This is a genomic window from Segatella copri, from assembly GCF_949820605.1.
GTDB lineage: Bacteria > Bacteroidota > Bacteroidia > Bacteroidales > Bacteroidaceae > Prevotella.
On the sequence record NZ_CATKVU010000006.1, the window covers coordinates 2081794 to 2098510 of the forward strand.

9 protein-coding genes are annotated in these 16717 nt (G+C 48.0%); 4 read left to right on the top strand and 5 right to left on the bottom strand.

Annotation, left to right across the window (positions count from 1 at the left end; translation table 11 throughout):
• Positions 1 to 84: 84 nt before the first annotated feature.
• Positions 85 to 1032 carry a type IX secretion system protein PorQ gene (gene porQ / locus RCO84_RS09895; protein WP_317584939.1) on the top strand — a complete coding sequence of 316 codons (948 nt, stop codon included), beginning with the start codon at positions 85 to 87 and terminating at the stop codon, positions 1030 to 1032.
• Positions 1033 to 1073: 41 nt separating this feature from the next.
• The gene (gene cmk, locus RCO84_RS09900) at positions 1074 to 1766 is read left to right on the top strand and encodes a (d)CMP kinase (RefSeq protein WP_317584941.1); all 693 of its coding nucleotides are present in this window, start codon (positions 1074 to 1076) and stop codon (positions 1764 to 1766) included.
• Positions 1767 to 2178: 412 nt separating this feature from the next.
• On the opposite strand, the gene RCO84_RS09905 is transcribed toward cmk, so the two are convergent.
• From RCO84_RS09905 to RCO84_RS09915, 3 genes are read right to left on the bottom strand one after another with little or no spacing between them, the layout of a single operon-like run.
• Positions 2179 to 3066 (bottom strand): 4-hydroxy-3-methylbut-2-enyl diphosphate reductase, encoded by an 888-nt coding sequence (locus RCO84_RS09905; protein ID WP_144153077.1) that lies wholly within the window; start codon positions 3064 to 3066, stop codon positions 2179 to 2181.
• A 13-nt stretch (positions 3067 to 3079) separates the two neighbouring features.
• The gene (locus RCO84_RS09910; protein WP_317584943.1) at positions 3080 to 4144 is read right to left on the bottom strand and encodes a DUF1573 domain-containing protein; all 1065 of its coding nucleotides are present in this window, start codon (positions 4142 to 4144) and stop codon (positions 3080 to 3082) included.
• A gap of 33 nt (positions 4145 to 4177) precedes the next feature.
• Positions 4178 to 9640, bottom strand: coding sequence for an alpha-2-macroglobulin family protein (locus RCO84_RS09915; protein ID WP_317584944.1), 5463 nt, complete (start codon positions 9638 to 9640; stop codon positions 4178 to 4180).
• 159 nt (positions 9641 to 9799) lie between these two features.
• Here RCO84_RS09915 and RCO84_RS09920 point away from each other — a divergent pair, with 159 nt between their 5' ends.
• Both RCO84_RS09920 and RCO84_RS09925 read left to right on the top strand, forming a co-directional pair.
• Complete coding sequence (locus RCO84_RS09920) at positions 9800 to 12295, top strand: GH36-type glycosyl hydrolase domain-containing protein (protein ID WP_153093248.1); 2496 nt, start codon at positions 9800 to 9802, stop codon at positions 12293 to 12295.
• A 900-nt stretch (positions 12296 to 13195) separates the two neighbouring features.
• A complete protein-coding gene (locus RCO84_RS09925; protein ID WP_317584946.1) occupies positions 13196 to 13615 on the top strand; it encodes a hypothetical protein in 420 nt (139 codons plus the stop codon).
• 108 nt (positions 13616 to 13723) lie between these two features.
• On the opposite strand, the gene uxuA is transcribed toward RCO84_RS09925, so the two are convergent.
• Together uxuA and RCO84_RS09935 are read right to left on the bottom strand one after the other, a co-directional pair.
• Positions 13724 to 14995 carry a mannonate dehydratase gene (gene uxuA / locus RCO84_RS09930; RefSeq protein WP_317584948.1) on the bottom strand — a complete coding sequence of 424 codons (1272 nt, stop codon included), beginning with the start codon at positions 14993 to 14995 and terminating at the stop codon, positions 13724 to 13726.
• A 33-nt stretch (positions 14996 to 15028) separates the two neighbouring features.
• Positions 15029 to 16618, bottom strand: coding sequence for a mannitol dehydrogenase family protein (locus RCO84_RS09935; RefSeq protein WP_317584950.1), 1590 nt, complete (start codon positions 16616 to 16618; stop codon positions 15029 to 15031).
• Positions 16619 to 16717: the final 99 nt, after the last annotated feature.

Genomic DNA, 16717 nt, shown 5'->3' on the forward strand with positions numbered 1-16717 from the left:
TCGTTATTTCCTACGAAAACATTGCAAATTTACTTCTTATTATTGAAAAAAGCAGTATCTTTGCCAAAGAATTAGAAAATTTAAATGAAAAAATATGTAATTTCCGCAATATTGACGCTTTTTGCGACAATTATTGATGCTCAAGAGAGCCAAACGGGGTATAATTTCCTTCGCTTGCCGGTGAGTGCTCACGCAGCTGCTCTGGGTGGCGACAACATCACCTTGATAGAAGATGATGAGGCACTCATATTCCATAATCCGGCTCTCCTGTCATCAGTAAACGACAAGACGGTCAATCTCAATTATATGAACTATATGTCGGGGGTGAACACTGCCTCGGCTAGTTTCAACCGTATTGTCAACGACAAGGCTTCGTGGGCTGTTTCGGCTCAGCTTGTTGACTACGGCAAGATGAAAGAGACGGATGAGAACAACATCCAGATGGGTGAGTTCTCGGCAAAGGATATTGCCGTTGCGGGTTACTTCTCTTATATGCTCGGTGAAAAGTTTGCGGGTGGTATTGCCGCCAAATTCATCACTTCGTATATTGGCGATTACAATTCTATCGCTGTGGGAGTGGATCTGGGCATCAACTATTACGACCCTGAAACGGAATGGTCGGTTTCTTGCGTGGCAAAGAACCTGGGTGGACAGCTGAAAGCTTACGACAATGAATATGAGAAGATGCCGATCGACCTGCAGTTGGGTGTGACGAAACGCTTTGCCAACGCACCGTTCAGGGTATCAGCCACACTGGTCAACCTAAACCATTGGGACAGCGGTCTTCGCAATCATGCCGTAGTAGGTGCCGACATTCTGCTTTCGGAGAGCCTGTGGATAGGTGCCGGCTACAACTTCAGGAGAGCCAACGAGATGAAAATCAGCACCTCAGAAGATGAAGGAAGCAGTCATGGAGCCGGTTTCTCTGTGGGTGGCGGTATCAACCTGGAGCGCTTCCATCTGAACGTTGCCTACGGCAAATATCACGTCAGTAGCTGCAGTCTCATGCTGAACGTAAGTTACAGATTATAAATTGTACACTATAAATTATACATTAAAGTTAGTTCGAAATTATGAAGAAAATAACAATAGCAATAGACGGATACTCTTCTTGCGGTAAGAGTACAATGGCAAAGGATCTTGCCAAGGAAATAGGTTATGTTTATGTAGATACGGGCGCCATGTACCGCTCGGTAACCCTCTATGCGCTGCGTCATCAGCTCTTCGAAGCAGATGGAGCCGTAAAGACAGAAGAACTGCAAAAGGAGATGAAGAACATCAGCATCTCATTCAAGTTTAATGAAACAACCGGTCGCCCAGACTGCTATCTGAACGGCGAACTGGTAGAAAAGGAAATCCGTTCGTTAGAGGTTTCCAACCACGTTAGTCCGATTGCCGCCGTTTCTTTCGTCAGAGAGGCGCTGGTAAAGCAGCAGCAGAAGATGGGCGAAGACAAGGGCATAGTGATGGATGGTCGCGATATAGGTACCACCGTGTTCCCTAATGCCGAACTGAAGATTTTCGTTACAGCCAGCTCACAGGTGAGAGCACAGCGCCGTTTCGATGAACTGAAGGAGAAAGGAATGCCAGCCGACTTCGATGCGATTCAGAAGAATGTAGAGGAACGCGACTATATCGATACCCACCGCGAGACTTCCCCACTCAGAAAGGCTGATGATGCCATCACGCTCGACAACAGCAACATGACCATTCCTGAACAGAAGGTATGGCTGATGGAACAATATCAAAAAGCAATAGCAAAATAAGCTACAGAAAAGAGACTGCCGGGTTATTTGTTTAAAAATACGTTAAATATACTATTTTTGCCGATAAATTTATCGTATTCGATGAAAAAGATTTGGAAAAAAAACTTCAATTTAGTATCTTTGTAACCATATTAACAAGGTAGTAATGATATAGATTATAAATTTTGAGTTAATTACTGTTTTTTGAAGGTGATAGGTCTTCGGGAGAAGATTTATCACCTGTTTTATTTTCAGACAGTTTATAAAAGATAAACCCATTTGACGTTGTAAAACACAGCATCAAATGGGTTAACTAATTAATAACCAACATATTATTTTTTTCAATCAACGATAAAACTACCCTCTACCCTTGATACGGTGAAACACCGTATCAAGTATATCAAGTAACTGATAATCAAAGCCTTAACTTTTACTATAAAAGAGCAGAACTATCGTTGATAATCTTCTCCCTGCACTCTTCCATCAGCCACTTCGGCGTACTGGTAGCACCACAGATACCTACCGTTTCCACATCCTTGAACCAGTTCATATCTATCTCGTCGGCACTTTCTATCTGGTAGCTGTTGGCATTCACACTCTTGCATTCCTTGAAAAGCACCTTACCGTTCGAGCTCTTTCTGCCACTCACAAAGAGGATGACATCATGCTTGCTGGCAAAGGCAGCGATGTTAGGCATGCGGTTAGCCACCTGACGGCAGATGGTATCGAAACTCTTGAAGACAGCACCCTCAACAATATGCTCCTGGCAGTATTCGATAATGCGGTGGAACTCATCGAGACTCTTGGTAGTCTGGGAGTAAAGATAGATATCTTTAGAGAAATCCAACTGACCGCTTTCCTTCAGCTGCTTCACATCCTCAAACTTCTCTACCACGATGGCATGACTCTCCGTCTGCCCCACCAGTCCGAGCACCTCAGCATGCCCGTTCTTGCCGAAAATCACGATCTGTGCCTCCGGATTGTTGACATACTGCTTCTTGATGCGGCGCTGCAACTGGAGCACCACAGGACAGGTAGCATCGATGATTTCAATGTTGTTTCGCTCGGCAAGGGCATAAGTTTCAGGCGGTTCACCATGAGCACGGAGCAAGACCTTTACGCCCTGCAGTTCCTCCATCTGCTCATGGTCTATCGTGATGAGTCCCGCTTCATGCAGGCGCTCCACCTCCATACCATTATGCACAATATCGCCCAGGCAGTAAAGTTTACCGCCCTTAGCCAACTCCTCTTCAGCTTTCTTGATGGCAGTGGTTACGCCAAAGCAGAACCCACTGCCGTTATCTATTTCTATCTGCACGATATTCGTTTTAAATTCATTGTACATTAATCTTCACCACCACCTTAGCATGGTCAGGATCATTCGTAATCATGAGGATACGAGGGTGTCTGACACGCGATTTCTTCAAGTCGGCAGCCACAGCCGTCACCTTCATCTTAACGGTCTCTCCTGGCTGAATCTTACTCCTCTTCAGGTTCACCTGCAAGCCCATCGTAAACATCTGCATGCTGCGGATATCCAGTTCCGACTTACCCTTATTGGTAATCAGAATCTCACCCTTCAGCTTCTTCTTTCCATTGAAACTACCCAGATTGAGGTCGGTGGCAGACATCTCTATCTTCGGAGCCAGTGCCTTCTTGGCTGGAGTCATGTTCTCGAAACCAGGAAGAAGAACGGCTGATACCACGATTTCCTTCTCAGGCGCAACCTTATCGCCAGGACGCTCACCGAGATAAACCGATGTCTGGTTCAAGCCCAGGTCACGCAGTTTCTTGGAATCCAGCACGAAACTGATTTCGGCTGAATGACGCGGAGCTACCTTGGAAGGCGATACGAAAGCATGAAGATAGTCTGGAAGATGCATCACTACCGGCTCCAGTAATTCGTCGGTAGGATTGAAGATATGGATGCGCTGAACCGGACGGTCGCCACGGTTCACGTCATCAAACTCCACCTCCTGGGCATCACTCTTGATGACACCCAGCATCTCATCGTAAGAACCAGCGAAATCTACTACGCTGCCCACTACCTTTCCCCTCATAGAGAGGATGAACGGCTCTTCATCCGCATTGGTATAGAGGCAAACCTGCTTGGTGAAAGTACCCATCTGCTTGGCATCGTATACCGCCTTGATGACGAAACTTTCGCCGGCAGCAATGCCCGTCTTCGGATAATCCACCTCTGTACAGCCGCAGCTTTTCAACACATTGTTGATAACCAAAGGCTTGTGCCCGTCATTCTTCAGCACGAATTCGGCAGTTACAGGCTTGCGGAACACCACCTGTCCGCAGTCTACCACCTCGTGCTGGGTTGTAATCTTCTGTGCTGATGCAGGCAGCGCCAACAGCGCTGAGAGCATCCATATATTCATCCGTTTCATACTATTCTATTTTAAATTATCAATCTATAAACTTTAATTATTAACTTTCAATTCATAAGTCTCTGTGCGGCCACCAAATTCCGGACTGTAGGTACACTCAGCGGTGCAAGTTCCGCTCTGATAGTCGCCCTTTCTATCCACGTAATACTCCATTTCTACGATGTGCTTACCTTTAGATAAACGATCGAAATAGAAATTTGTTGCATGATCTCTTGGAGAAACATAGCAGCCTATGCCCCACTGATAACCGCTCAACTGGTTAACCGGCTCCAGACATGCCGCACGCTTATCCGTAATCTGCACAAAGTCGTAGTCACGGTCGGCGGTGATGATGAGCGTTACCTTCACCTTCTCGCCTACCTGCGCCTGCGCCTTGCCCTTGCCCTCAGATTCGGCAGGAACGATGACACGGCGCACCTTGATGCCCGACTCCATGGAACCGATTTCGCTGATAGGCTGCTTAAACTCTGCATAGACGGCTCCCCAGCTGGTATAATCGCTCTTTTTGTCGATGCTCAGCTTAGATGCCTTGCCCGTCTTTTCGGTCTTCACATAGCCCAAAGTAGTGGAATCCTGCGGCATCGGCAGCAGCTTGCCATCCAGTTTCAGCACGGCATTCTCAGCCTTCCTGCTCCAGTTGCTCTCATTGCCTTTCATAAAGGCGTAAACAGCATCCACGGTGTTCACTGGCGTATCCCAAACCTGGGTGCGTTTCGACATCAGGAGCCAGCGCTGCAGTTCCTCGATGGTCTGCTTGTCGTTCGGCTTCAGCATCTGCATCGCCTCTATCACAGATACCTGGGTAGGAATCTTGTAGTTTCTCCAACTGTAGAGTGCCTTGCGGGTATCGTAGTAGCGGCCCATCTCCTCGCGGTAAACGGCATATTCGTTCACGCTCTGCAGATATTCGCCAGCCTTCTCGCGGTAAGCAGCATTCTGCTGACTGTTTCTGGCGAGTACCACGGCAGCACGCGCCTTGCCATAGATGGAGAAATCAACGGTCATCTTCGACATCTTGTCCAGGAGATAAGCCTTGTCAGCTTCCAGATTCTGCTTCATCTTTCTGCCATCCATCGAAAGGATGTAGAGATAATGCAGCGCCTGTTCGCTAGGACTCACCTTCTGCTTTTTCTCCTCCTGCTTCTTCATCCCTCTTACTTCCTGTGCTGTCTGCCAGGAGAGATAATCAATGGCGGAAGTCAGCATCTTGGCGGTGGATTTCTGAACACCGGCAACGGCATTCAATCGAACCATCATTTCGGCTACCGATGTAGTCATATACCGGCTGCCCTTCATGCCCTTCCACCAGGAGAAGGAACCGTTAGGGTTCTGCAACTTCTTCAGCTTCTCCACCTGATTCTGCAGACGGATGCTCTCCTGAGAGAGATTTTCCAGCGAGAGATGCTTCTGCACATGGTTTGTGATGGTATTGGCATAGATGGCAGACATCAGCGAGATGGCGTTCTCCTCATCCGGATTACTGATAGCTGGCAGCGCCTTCACCATCAGCCAACTTGGGTTATTGGTGTACTCGATGGTTACCTTTGCCTCTTCAGCGCCCTTCGCCTGCTTGCCCTCCTTGTTCAGGAAGAGTTTGCTCAGGTCGAAGTTCTGCTCACCCTTCTGATGCAGGGTGATAGGCAGGGTGTTCACCACGAGTTCACGGTTGCTCAAAACCGGCAGATAGTGCAGTTCACCATCGCTGTACCCGTTTCCGGCAGCCACCACCTTATTAATATATACGCCTTCTTTCAGTCCCTGGACATCAAAGGAGATGGTAGCAGAGCCCTCGGCATCGATGCTGTAGTTCTGCGTCTTCTGCCAAACCACCTTGTTGGTCTCCGGGTCAAGAATCTGCATACGGGTGTTGCCGCTCACCTTCTTGTCGGAAGTATTGAAGAGTTTCACCACGATGGTGCTCTTATCGCCCTCACGCAGGAAGCGAGGCATGTTAGGCTGCACCATCACGATCTTCTGAGCCACAGCCTCATCCACCAGCAAACCATTGCGCATCTCCTTGTCATGCGCCAATCCCATGAACTTCCAGGTAGTCACGCTCTCTGGTAGGGTAAACCTGATGGCAACGTTGCCATTGTTGTCGCTCTCCAAGGCAGGATAGAAGAAGGCGGTCTCGTTCAGGTTTTCACGCACCTGTACCTTGTCGAGGAATTGTCCTGCATCTGAGCCAGAACCACCGGCAAACTGCGGCATCTCCTCTACTACATCAAAAACCTTGTTGGCAGATGGAGCAGCCGCTCCGACACGAGTCATTTTAGAGCCGCGAATCCTGATGACTTTCGCTTCTTCTCGAACCACCTCGTCTTTTTGTATACGAACAGACTCAACGGTTCCGCCAGAAGAACGTTCCAACTTGCTCAGCTCCACCGCTTGCATATAAGCATAATAGCTAAAGTATTTGCCATCAAACTTATCTACATCCAATTGCTTCTCGTCATAATACTTGGTAGGATAAACGCCATTCAAGTAAAATGAACGGAAAGTGAGGTTGTGCTTCCAGTAGCAGTTTGGCAAACTCTGATAGAAGCCCAGGGAGAAATTCCAGGAATGTGGGGCTATCTGGTCGAGCGACTTGTCATAGAGTACGCTCATCAGCTGCGCCTTGGCTGGCTTGCCGTCAGGGGTGGTAATCTTCAGCGTCCACTCCTCCTTCTGTCCAGGGGTCAGACGGTTGCGGAAGGTCTTCCAGGCGATGTTCAGTTTCTTCTCAGGCAAAGGACGGGCGATGCTCATCATTCGGGTATAGCACTTGCCTTGCTTCACGAAACTATAGTTCAGTACGATGCCCGACGCATATTCCTCCTTGTAGGTGAAAGGCAGAGTTACGATACTATCGCCCAACTCCCAGGCGCCCTTCTCCAGTAGTTTGTTGCCGGCGATGATGGAATATACGATGTGCGCTCCGTTCTCCGAAGAGCCCACCTGGATATAGACCGGCTTGCCATCACGAGGGAAAGTCTTCGCCGTCTGATAATACCATTCGGTAGTTGGCTCCACCGGATGGGTATCCTTCATACTGAAGAGCGTGAACTTCTGCTGTAGGGTATCCTGTCCGCAGATTGCCTCCAACTGATGAACGCCAGATTTCCAAACGAGGGAAGAAGAGGCAGAGGAAGAAGCATATTCCTTGATAGAAACCGGTGCATTCGCCTCGGCATCCTTCCATTCGCCTTCATCAATGCGATATTTCAACCTGCTCGAAATCGGCATACCACTGGCATTGCGGTAAGCGAAGGTCACCGTATTCAGACTGTCTGTTTCGATACGCTTAGGAAGATTCACCGTGAGGATGGTTGGCTTGGTGCCCAGAGGCAGACTCATCACGCCCTCGTGGCTCTCGCCGCTGATGTCGGTAACGATAGCTGAGACCTCGAAGTTGAAGAAACGGGCGATGCGCATGAAATCGCTCATATCAGCCTCGTCTTTTCCTGACAAGGAAGCCTCCAGCGGAATCTCTACGTCGAAGGTTCCGTCCTCACGAGTCACGCAACTGTCAGTCTTCACCAACTGTCCGGCAGAGCCTGCGCCCCACCACCAGAGTTGGTTTCTGCGAGTCACCTGATACTCCACCTTGGCACCCTGCACCGGCACTCCGGCATAGGTTTTTGCCGAAGCCTTCACCACCACGGTATCGCCCCAGTTATATTTCTCATTCACCTTCGGGAAGGTAATCTCGAAGGTTGGACGCTTGTATTCCTCCACACGGAAGAAGCGGTTTACCTGGTCATTCACGGATACATGATACATGCCTGTCTGACCCTCCTTCGGCAATTCAAAATCTACCGAAGCCGTGCCATACTCGTCAATCTTCGCCTTCTTCATCTCCACCTCTTTCCAACTGGCATTAACGAGTTGGAAACCCAGTTCTCTGCCAACAGGCACCTTTGCATCGATACCCTTCATATTGACAAAATTTATAGCCGTAACATGCACCTTCTGTCCTGGGCGATAGAGAGCACGGTCGGTATAAACCTGATATTTGGATTCATTATCCTTCTTCTCATAATAGCGGGTACGGCTGAGATAGATGTACTTGGCAGGCATAAACTTGTCGCTGTTGGTAGAAATCAATACCTCTCCATCCACGTTCTTGAAGTAAGCCTCGCCGTTCTCATCGGTCGTCAACCGGGCATGAACCAGTCGCTTGTCCTTCTTCGTCTTGAAATCATACCGCTGGTTATAGAGTTCTATCTTCGCCCCGGCGATAGGCTGTCCGTCTGTAGCATTCACCACCACATAGCGATGCCTGTCATCCGGCAACTGCTGGATCATCACCGCCAGATTGCTCACATAGAAGAGTTCTCGCTGCGGAGCGATGCCGGTATTATCCGAAGTTACCTCCATCAGATAGGCACCCAGCGGCAGATTGCCACCGATTTCGATGGAATCCTTCACCGTTTCATAATCCGGCCGACCGTAGTAGTTGCGGCTGAAATCCTTCTGATGCAGCTTCGTAGTCTTCTTCAGGAGCATCTTGTAGGTAGCCTCATCCTGGGCATTATAATCGTTATCTGCCGTAATATTGAGGCGGGAGATACTGATTTTCAGGTTCTGCAGATTGCGCACGTTCAGATGCACCCACGCCTTCTCTCCTGGTCGCAACACCTGCGGCATATTCTTCACCCGGAACATCGGTTCGGTGAGTCGCTTCTGTGCATTTCTCAGTTCGTTCATTCTCGACCATCCTCCCCAGCGGCTCAGCGCATAGTTGATATAGTTGAGCTTATCCTGCGGTTTGGCATCAGTAGCACCTTCCATGAAGCGGAAATGCTCCACGGCAAGTTCGCCTGCCTCCGGAATATCCTGATAAACCTGGATGAGCGAGTCGATGGTCTGCAGATACTTCGATTTCTTCACCTCTCTCACGTCGTCCTGGCGGTATTTCTCGATGAGCTTATAGGCACAGAGACAAGCCGCGCCCCTATTTCCCACCTTATTATAATAGGTGTACAGCTGCAGATACGCCTCCTTGCTGTCTGCCTCGAATCCGATGAGATGCAGCAGATCGTTGTTAAAGGAACTGCCATCCACGCCCTTCAGCGTCAATGGAACATACTCTGCAGATGTATGTCGAGCAAGAAGTTCAGGCTGTTCCAAGGCCTTTTTGAAGAACTCCTGGCTTTTCTTTTCGTTCATATCACAGTACACCTTGCCCAGCACGGCATATCTCACCGCCTTCAATGCGGGGTCGTTCACCTTCAGCACCTCTGCTTCCATCCGCTTCACGTTAGGCATCAGCGAGTCAGCCGAAATCTCATTCCAGAGTGTCATCTGTCTTGTCTCAGCCGCCAGCAACTGCCCGTAATCTTTGGCAGCCGAAGCCTTGGCGATGATTTTCTTCATCACCGCGATTTCGCTCTTAGGCTGGTCCTTCTGAGCAATGATTTCAGCTTGCTTCCACAAGTTGTCGTATGTCTGAGCCGCTACCTGCATCGTAGCAAAGAGGGCTATCAGAAGTGATAAAATGTTTCTTTTCATAAGCCAACTGTATAAAATGTTAATAGAATGATGATAATCATCAAACTTTTCATTGCAAAAATACAAAAAAAAACTGTTTTCTAACCCCGAAACTGAAACTTTTTACTATCTTTGCACGAAAATAATATATTTTACCTAGAAATAAACATTAAAAAAACAATGGCAGAAAAAAAGTATGGTCATTTTGATGACGCCAATCGCGAATACGTGATTACTGACCCAAAGACCCCATGGCCTTGGATCAATTATTTGGGTAACGAGGATTTCTTCTCGCTCATCTCAAACACAGCAGGTGGTTATTCTTTCTACAAGGATGCCAAGTTCCGTCGCATCACACGTTACCGCTACAACGGTGTGCCGATGGATAACGGCGGTCGCTATTTCTATATCAAAGATGGCGATACCGTATGGAACCCAGGATGGAAACCTTGCAAGACACCACTCGACAGCTACGAGTGCCGCCACGGCATGAACTATACCCGCATCACGGGCAGCAAGAACGGCGTGGAGGCGAGTGTGCTCTTCTTCGTTCCGCTCCATACATGGGCTGAGGTGCAGAAGATGACGCTGAAGAACCAGACTAAGGAGGTGAAGACCCTCAAGGTATTCTCCTTTGCCGAATGGTGCCTCTGGAATGCTGCTACCGACATGGAGAACTTCCAGCGCAACTTCTCTACGGGCGAGGTGGAGGTAGAGGGTTCTACCATCTATCACAAGACCGAATACCGCGAGCGCCGCAACCACTACGCTTTCTACACCGTGAATACAGAGATTCAGGGATATGATACCGACCGCGAGAGCTTCATCGGACTCTACAACGAGTTTGCCGAGCCTGAGGCTGTGATGGAAGGCAAGCCACGCAACAGTTTTGCACACGGATGGAGCCCTATCGCATCTCATTATATCGAGGTTACCCTGCAACCAGGCGAGAGCCGCGACCTCATCTTCCTTTTGGGATATGTGGAGAACGAGCAGGACAAGAAGTTCAGCGCCAAGAAGGTAATCAACAAGGAGAAAGCTCATCAGCTTATCGCCAAGTTTGATACCACCGAAAAGGTGGATGCTGCCTTCGCAGAACTCAACCAATACTGGGATAACCTGCTGAACATCTTCACCGTGAAGAGCGGCAACGACAAGTTAGACCGCATGGTGAACATCTGGAACCAGTATCAGTGCATGATTACCTTCTGCATGTCGCGTTCGGCAAGTTTCTTCGAGAGCGGCATCGGTCGAGGCATGGGCTTCCGCGATTCCAACCAGGACCTCGTAGGCTTCGTTCATCAGATTCCTACCCGTGCCCGCCAGCGCATCATCGATATCGCCAGCACCCAGTTCCCTGACGGTGGCTGCTACCACCAGTATCAGCCGCTCACAAAACGCGGCAACAACGATATCGGTGGCGGTTTCAACGACGACCCTTGCTGGCTCATCTTCGGTACCGTAGCCTATATCAAGGAGACGGGCGACTTCTCTATCCTCGCTGAGCAGGTGCCTTTCGACAACCAGCCAGGCACAGAAGTAAGCCTCTTCGAGCACCTCAAGATTTCAATGAACCATGTTATCAACAACCTGGGTCCACACAAGTTGCCACTCATCGGAAGAGCCGACTGGAACGACTGTCTGAACCTGAACTGCTTCTCCTGGGACCCTAACGAGAGTTTCCAGACCACCGAAAACAAGGGCGAAGGAAGCAAGGCAGAGAGTCTGATGATAGCCGGTCTGTTCGTTGTTACCGGCAAGGATTATGTGGCTCTGTGCAAGCAGCTTGCCAAGGAAGCTATGGAAAGCAAGGAGGGCGAAATAGCCGGTCTTGCAGAGGAAGATTATTTGACAGAAGCCGAACGCATGCAGCAGGCTGTAGATGAGATGAACGAGGCTGTGAAGCAGCATGGATGGGACGGTGAATGGTTCCTCCGCGCTTACGATTTCTTCGGCAACAAGATTGGTAGTGATGAGAACGAGGAAGGCAAAATCTTCATCGAGAGCCAGGGCTGGTGTACGATGGCTGGTATCGGTCTGGAAGAAGGACTCTGCGATAAAGCACTGGACAGCAGCAAGAAACGACTGGAATGCGAGCACGGACTGGTACTGAACAACCCAGCCTACACTACCTATCATGTAGAAATGGGTGAGATTTCTTCTTATCCTGAAGGCTACAAGGAGAATGCCGGCATCTTCTGCCACAACAATCCTTGGGTCATCATCGGAGAGACTGTAGCCGGCCGAGGCAACGATGCCTGGAGCCATTATACCAAGATTCTACCTAGCTATGTAGAGGAAAAATATCAGACACTTCACAAGGTAGAACCTTACGTAAACTGCCAGATGGTAGCCGGTAAGGATGCAGCCAAACCGGGCGAAGGAAAGAACTCCTGGCTCACCGGTACAGCGGCATGGATGTGGTATACGGTATCAGAATTCATCCTCGGCATCAAGCCAGATTATGAAGGTTTGCTCATCGATCCTTGTCTCCCAAGCACCGCTAAGGAGTATGAGGTAACCCGCAAGTTCCGTGGTGGCGAATACCATATCACAGTAAAGAATCCTAGCGGAAACCAGAAGGGCGTGAAGCAGATTACAGTGGATGGCACTCCTATCTCAGGCACCATCATTCCTTGCGCTGAAGGCAAGCATGAAGTAGTGGTTGAGATGTAAAATCAGCCAAATCTCATCAAGTTACGATTTGAAAGTTCAATGTAACGAAACTCCTTTTCATACCCATACGTCGTGTTTCACAACGTATGGGTATCACAATAAAACCTTGACGCCCTATTTTAGGGCGTCAAGTATCTTATCTGTCTGATAATCTACCACTTAACTTTTAATACAAGCACATATTCAACAGTATCAAGAGTAAGATTCTAAGTCTCTATCATTGACTCAGTTCCTCAGTTCCTCAGTTCCTCAGTTCCTCAGTTTTTTTCTAAGGGGTATATAGCCCTTATAGTTCAAAGTTGTTTAAATTGTTATATATTATATATTATTATATATATATATTTTTTTTATATATATAATAAACTTCTAAATAAAAGAAAAAGTGAAGGGTCAGAGAAAAACTGAGGAACTGAGGAACTGAGTTATTGCAGTAAAAACATCATAATCCTCGTAAACACCTGATTTACTGCGTAACTCTATACTTTAAGAGAGCAAAGCTATGAGTTGTTACCCGTAAAACTATGAGTTGTCACCCACAAAACTATGAGTAAGGAAGTTTAACTACTTTCAATCTGAAAGCACATTTCAAACATTTCCTTATCACGCCCCCAAATTTGGCAGTATCAGAGAAAAGTTGTATCTTTGCACGGAATTCCATCCATTCCACCCATACCTTTCAATTCCTTCCATACCGCTCCTTCCATGCCATCCCCATAACTTCTTCCATACTATCCCCATAACTCCTCCCGCCCAGTTTCAGCACACGTCTCTCCATCCGAAGTATTAAAAGGAAAAAGATAAAAAAGGTATGGCTTTTCGAGTTATTTTTTGTACTTTTGCAGCCGATAACGCATTTTGCGAACAAAACAGGATTCTTTAAAGAAAAGAAAGGAAATAACAATGAAGAAAATATTATACTTTGTGGCAGCCCTGGCTGCTGCATCCATTATCACTACGACGGGTACCAGCTGCAAGTTTGCACCAGACCAGCATGACGGCGACACGGTAGCTGCCAGCGAGTTTTATCCGATAGATACCTCTGCGGCTCATGCCAAGAAAATGGCGAAGATTGCTGCCATCAAGAACGGAAAAGACAGTATAGGCATCTATTATGTGGGCAGCAATTCTACCAAAGACCTCCTCGAGCTCGTATCCTATCCTTCACGCCGCGACACGATGATGTACAGCAAGACACGACACATAAAGGTGAAGGGCAATGCCGACATCAACCATGTGGTTCGTGTAGACTTCTATCTGCATAACGGCAAGGATTCACTGGTGAAATATGTGGAGGAAGTGGAGCTCAAAACAAAAGAATAAAGCACCCCAAGCACACAAAAAAAGCTAGCATGCAAAAACGCACGCTAGCCTTTTTCGTATTTTATCTAACCTGAATTTCAAATCGCTTAATAGCCTAATTATTAATCACTAATCATAGAATCCCGGCTGTTTATACTCAATGCCCAGTTCATCATCTACTGTTGCGATGACACCCTGAATCTGACCCATGGCAAACATACGGCCGAGGAGAGTGTAACCGGCATTGTGACCATGATTGCTCTCATCGAATACGCCACCTGGCTCATCAGTGAAGGTCATACCGTGGTCTACTCGCATAGGCAATCTGCGGCCGGAATTGCACTTGCCTTCCTGCTCAGCCTTCTCGAAGATGCGGCAAAGTTCAATGAGATGGCCGCGACCACCCAAGTGAGAAGCCTCTGTAAAGTTGCCGTTAGGGAAGATGTAGCAAGAGCGCAGATGAACAAAATGAGTGCGGTCAGCAAACTGCTTAGCCATTGCCACACAGTCGTTGTGCTCGCCGGCAGAGAATGAACCTGCACAGAAAGTCAGACCATTGTGCTTGTTTGGCACAGCATCGAGCATCCACTGGATATCCTCGGCACGACCGATGATTCTTGGCAAGCCGAATACAGGATAAGGAGGATCGTCTGGGTGAACACACATATTGATATCGTACTCATCGCAGATAGGCATGATAGCCTCCAGCCAGTACTTCATGTTCTCCTGCAACTTCTTCTTGTCGATGCCATCATAAAGCTTCAAGAGGTCGCGGAACTTCTGGACAGGAGCTGAATCGCCCTCGCTGAAGTTACCCGATACGAAACCCTGGGTCTTGATGATGATATTCTCTACCAGGGCATGATCCTGCTCTGGTGTAGAAGTCTTCTTGATTTCATCAGCCTCAGTCACGAGGTCTCTGCCCCACTTGTGTTCCTTAGAGAACTCAGTCCAATCCTCACGGGCGCCTTCACGCTGCAGGATATAGATATCAAAGTAGGCAAACTCGCCCCAGTTCATATAGAGGTTATTGGCTCCGTTAGGATTCTCGTGTGCCAAATCGGTACGTGCCCAGTCCAAGACTGGCATAAAGTTGTAGCAGATGCACTTGATGCCTTCCTCGCCCAGGTTGCGGAGACTTTCCTTGTAAACCTCAATCTGATGGTCGCGGTCAGGACCACCATATTTCAGGGTTTCAACCACAGGCAAAGACTCTACCACGCTCCATTTCATACCATAAGACTCGATGTACTCCTTGAGTTCATGAATCTTCTCGCGTGTCCAAACTTCACCCAGAGGAACATCGTGCAATGCGGTAACAATGCCCTCAACACCAATCTGTTTCAACTGTGCAAGTGTAATCTTATCTTTCTTGCCAAACCAGCGCCATGTTCTTTCCATATATATTATATAATGTATAAGTTTAAAAATGAATTATCTTGCAGAAACATATTTATGCAATGTCGCTCTTACAGCACCCTTACCTGCAAAGAGTTCCTTTACCATGCCCTCAATCTGCTCGCCGAAGCCAGCCTCGTAGAGATCGAGTCCGAATACATCCTTGCGGGAATAGAGATTCTTCAGGCAAGAGTAGTCCTGATCAGCCTTTCCTACTTCAAGAGGAGCTACGATAGCCTGGAGTTCTGCCAACAATGGGTCAGAAGATGGCTCGAATGGCTTCAGGTTATCATCCAATGCCTTGAGATAACGGGCATAACCTGCCAATACCAAAGGAATCAACACGAGATTGCTCTTGTCGAGACCGCGGTCGATATACTTCTTGATAGTCTCACCGAAACGGATAGAGAGCTTCTGGCTGGTATCGGTAGCGATACGCTGAGGAGCATCTGGCATGAACGGGTTAGGCAGACGCTTGTTGATAACGGTGCCGATAAACTCGTATGGGTTCAATACACCTGGATCTGTAACCACTGGCATTGCCTCGATATAACCGATCTTCTGGATGAAGGCACGAAGGTCCTCATCAGCCATCTCGGCAGAAATCAAGGTATAGTCGAGCATGCAACCATAGATAGACATCGCTGTATGGAGAGGGTTCAGACAGGTGGTTACCTTCATGGTCTCAACCTCATCTACAGTCTTGCGGGATGTATAGAGCGCACCGCCCAACTCCAATGGCGGACGACCGTTGGTATAAGTATCCTCGCAAACGAGATACTGCACTTCCTCGGCATTTACGAAAGGAGCGGTGAAAGTATGCTTCTCGGTGATAATCGTATTGTTATCCTCGAAACCATCCTCAGCCAGCATAGCCTGTACCTTCTCGTGAGGACGAGGAGTAATCTTATCAATCATAGACCAAGGATAGGTAATCTTGCTGCTGTCATTGATATAATCTACGAAACCAGCCTCTACGATACCATCCTGTGCCCAGCGCTCTGCATAAGCCTTTACGCCAGCCTTAACATGGTCGCCATTGTGAGAACAGTTGTCGGTAGACTGAAGAGTAAGTGGCAACTTGCCTGCCTTATAACGCTCATAGAGAAGAGCGGTAAGCTTACCCATAGCAAATACTGCATCAAGACCACGTGCCAGATCTGCATCATTATAAGAATATCCCTTCTCTGTGATGGTGAAAGTTACCATCTGCAGACTTGGAGCCTGGAAAATCTGGACCAATCGTGCCCAGTCCTCACCAAACTGCTTATCCGCCTTGAGGCTTTCTGTGATAGAAGCGATGACCTTCTTCTCGATGGTTCCGTTGCTCTGGAGGCTGACGAGAAGAGAGAGATTATTGTAAGGACGATAAGCCTTGTCGATAATTTCGTAGTCGAAGCTTTCTGCCACAATAACACCACGATCGTACTTGCCGGTGTTAAGTGCATCGTTAAGAATAGCAGCAGGGAACGCACGGAAGATGTTACCTGCACCAAAGTGAACCCAAGTAGGCTCGTCGTGAGTCTTCTTAGCTACGGCTGCGATGTCATACTTAGGAAGCTCATAACCCTTAGCTTCCCATTCTGCAGCATTAAAGCTGTCAGAAAGAATTTCGTTTAGTTTCATGATTATACAGTATTTTTTGATTGTTCTATGTTTTTACTTCGTATATTGCTTCGTAAATTTCCAACGAATTGTCGCCTGCAAAAGTACAAAGAAATTCCG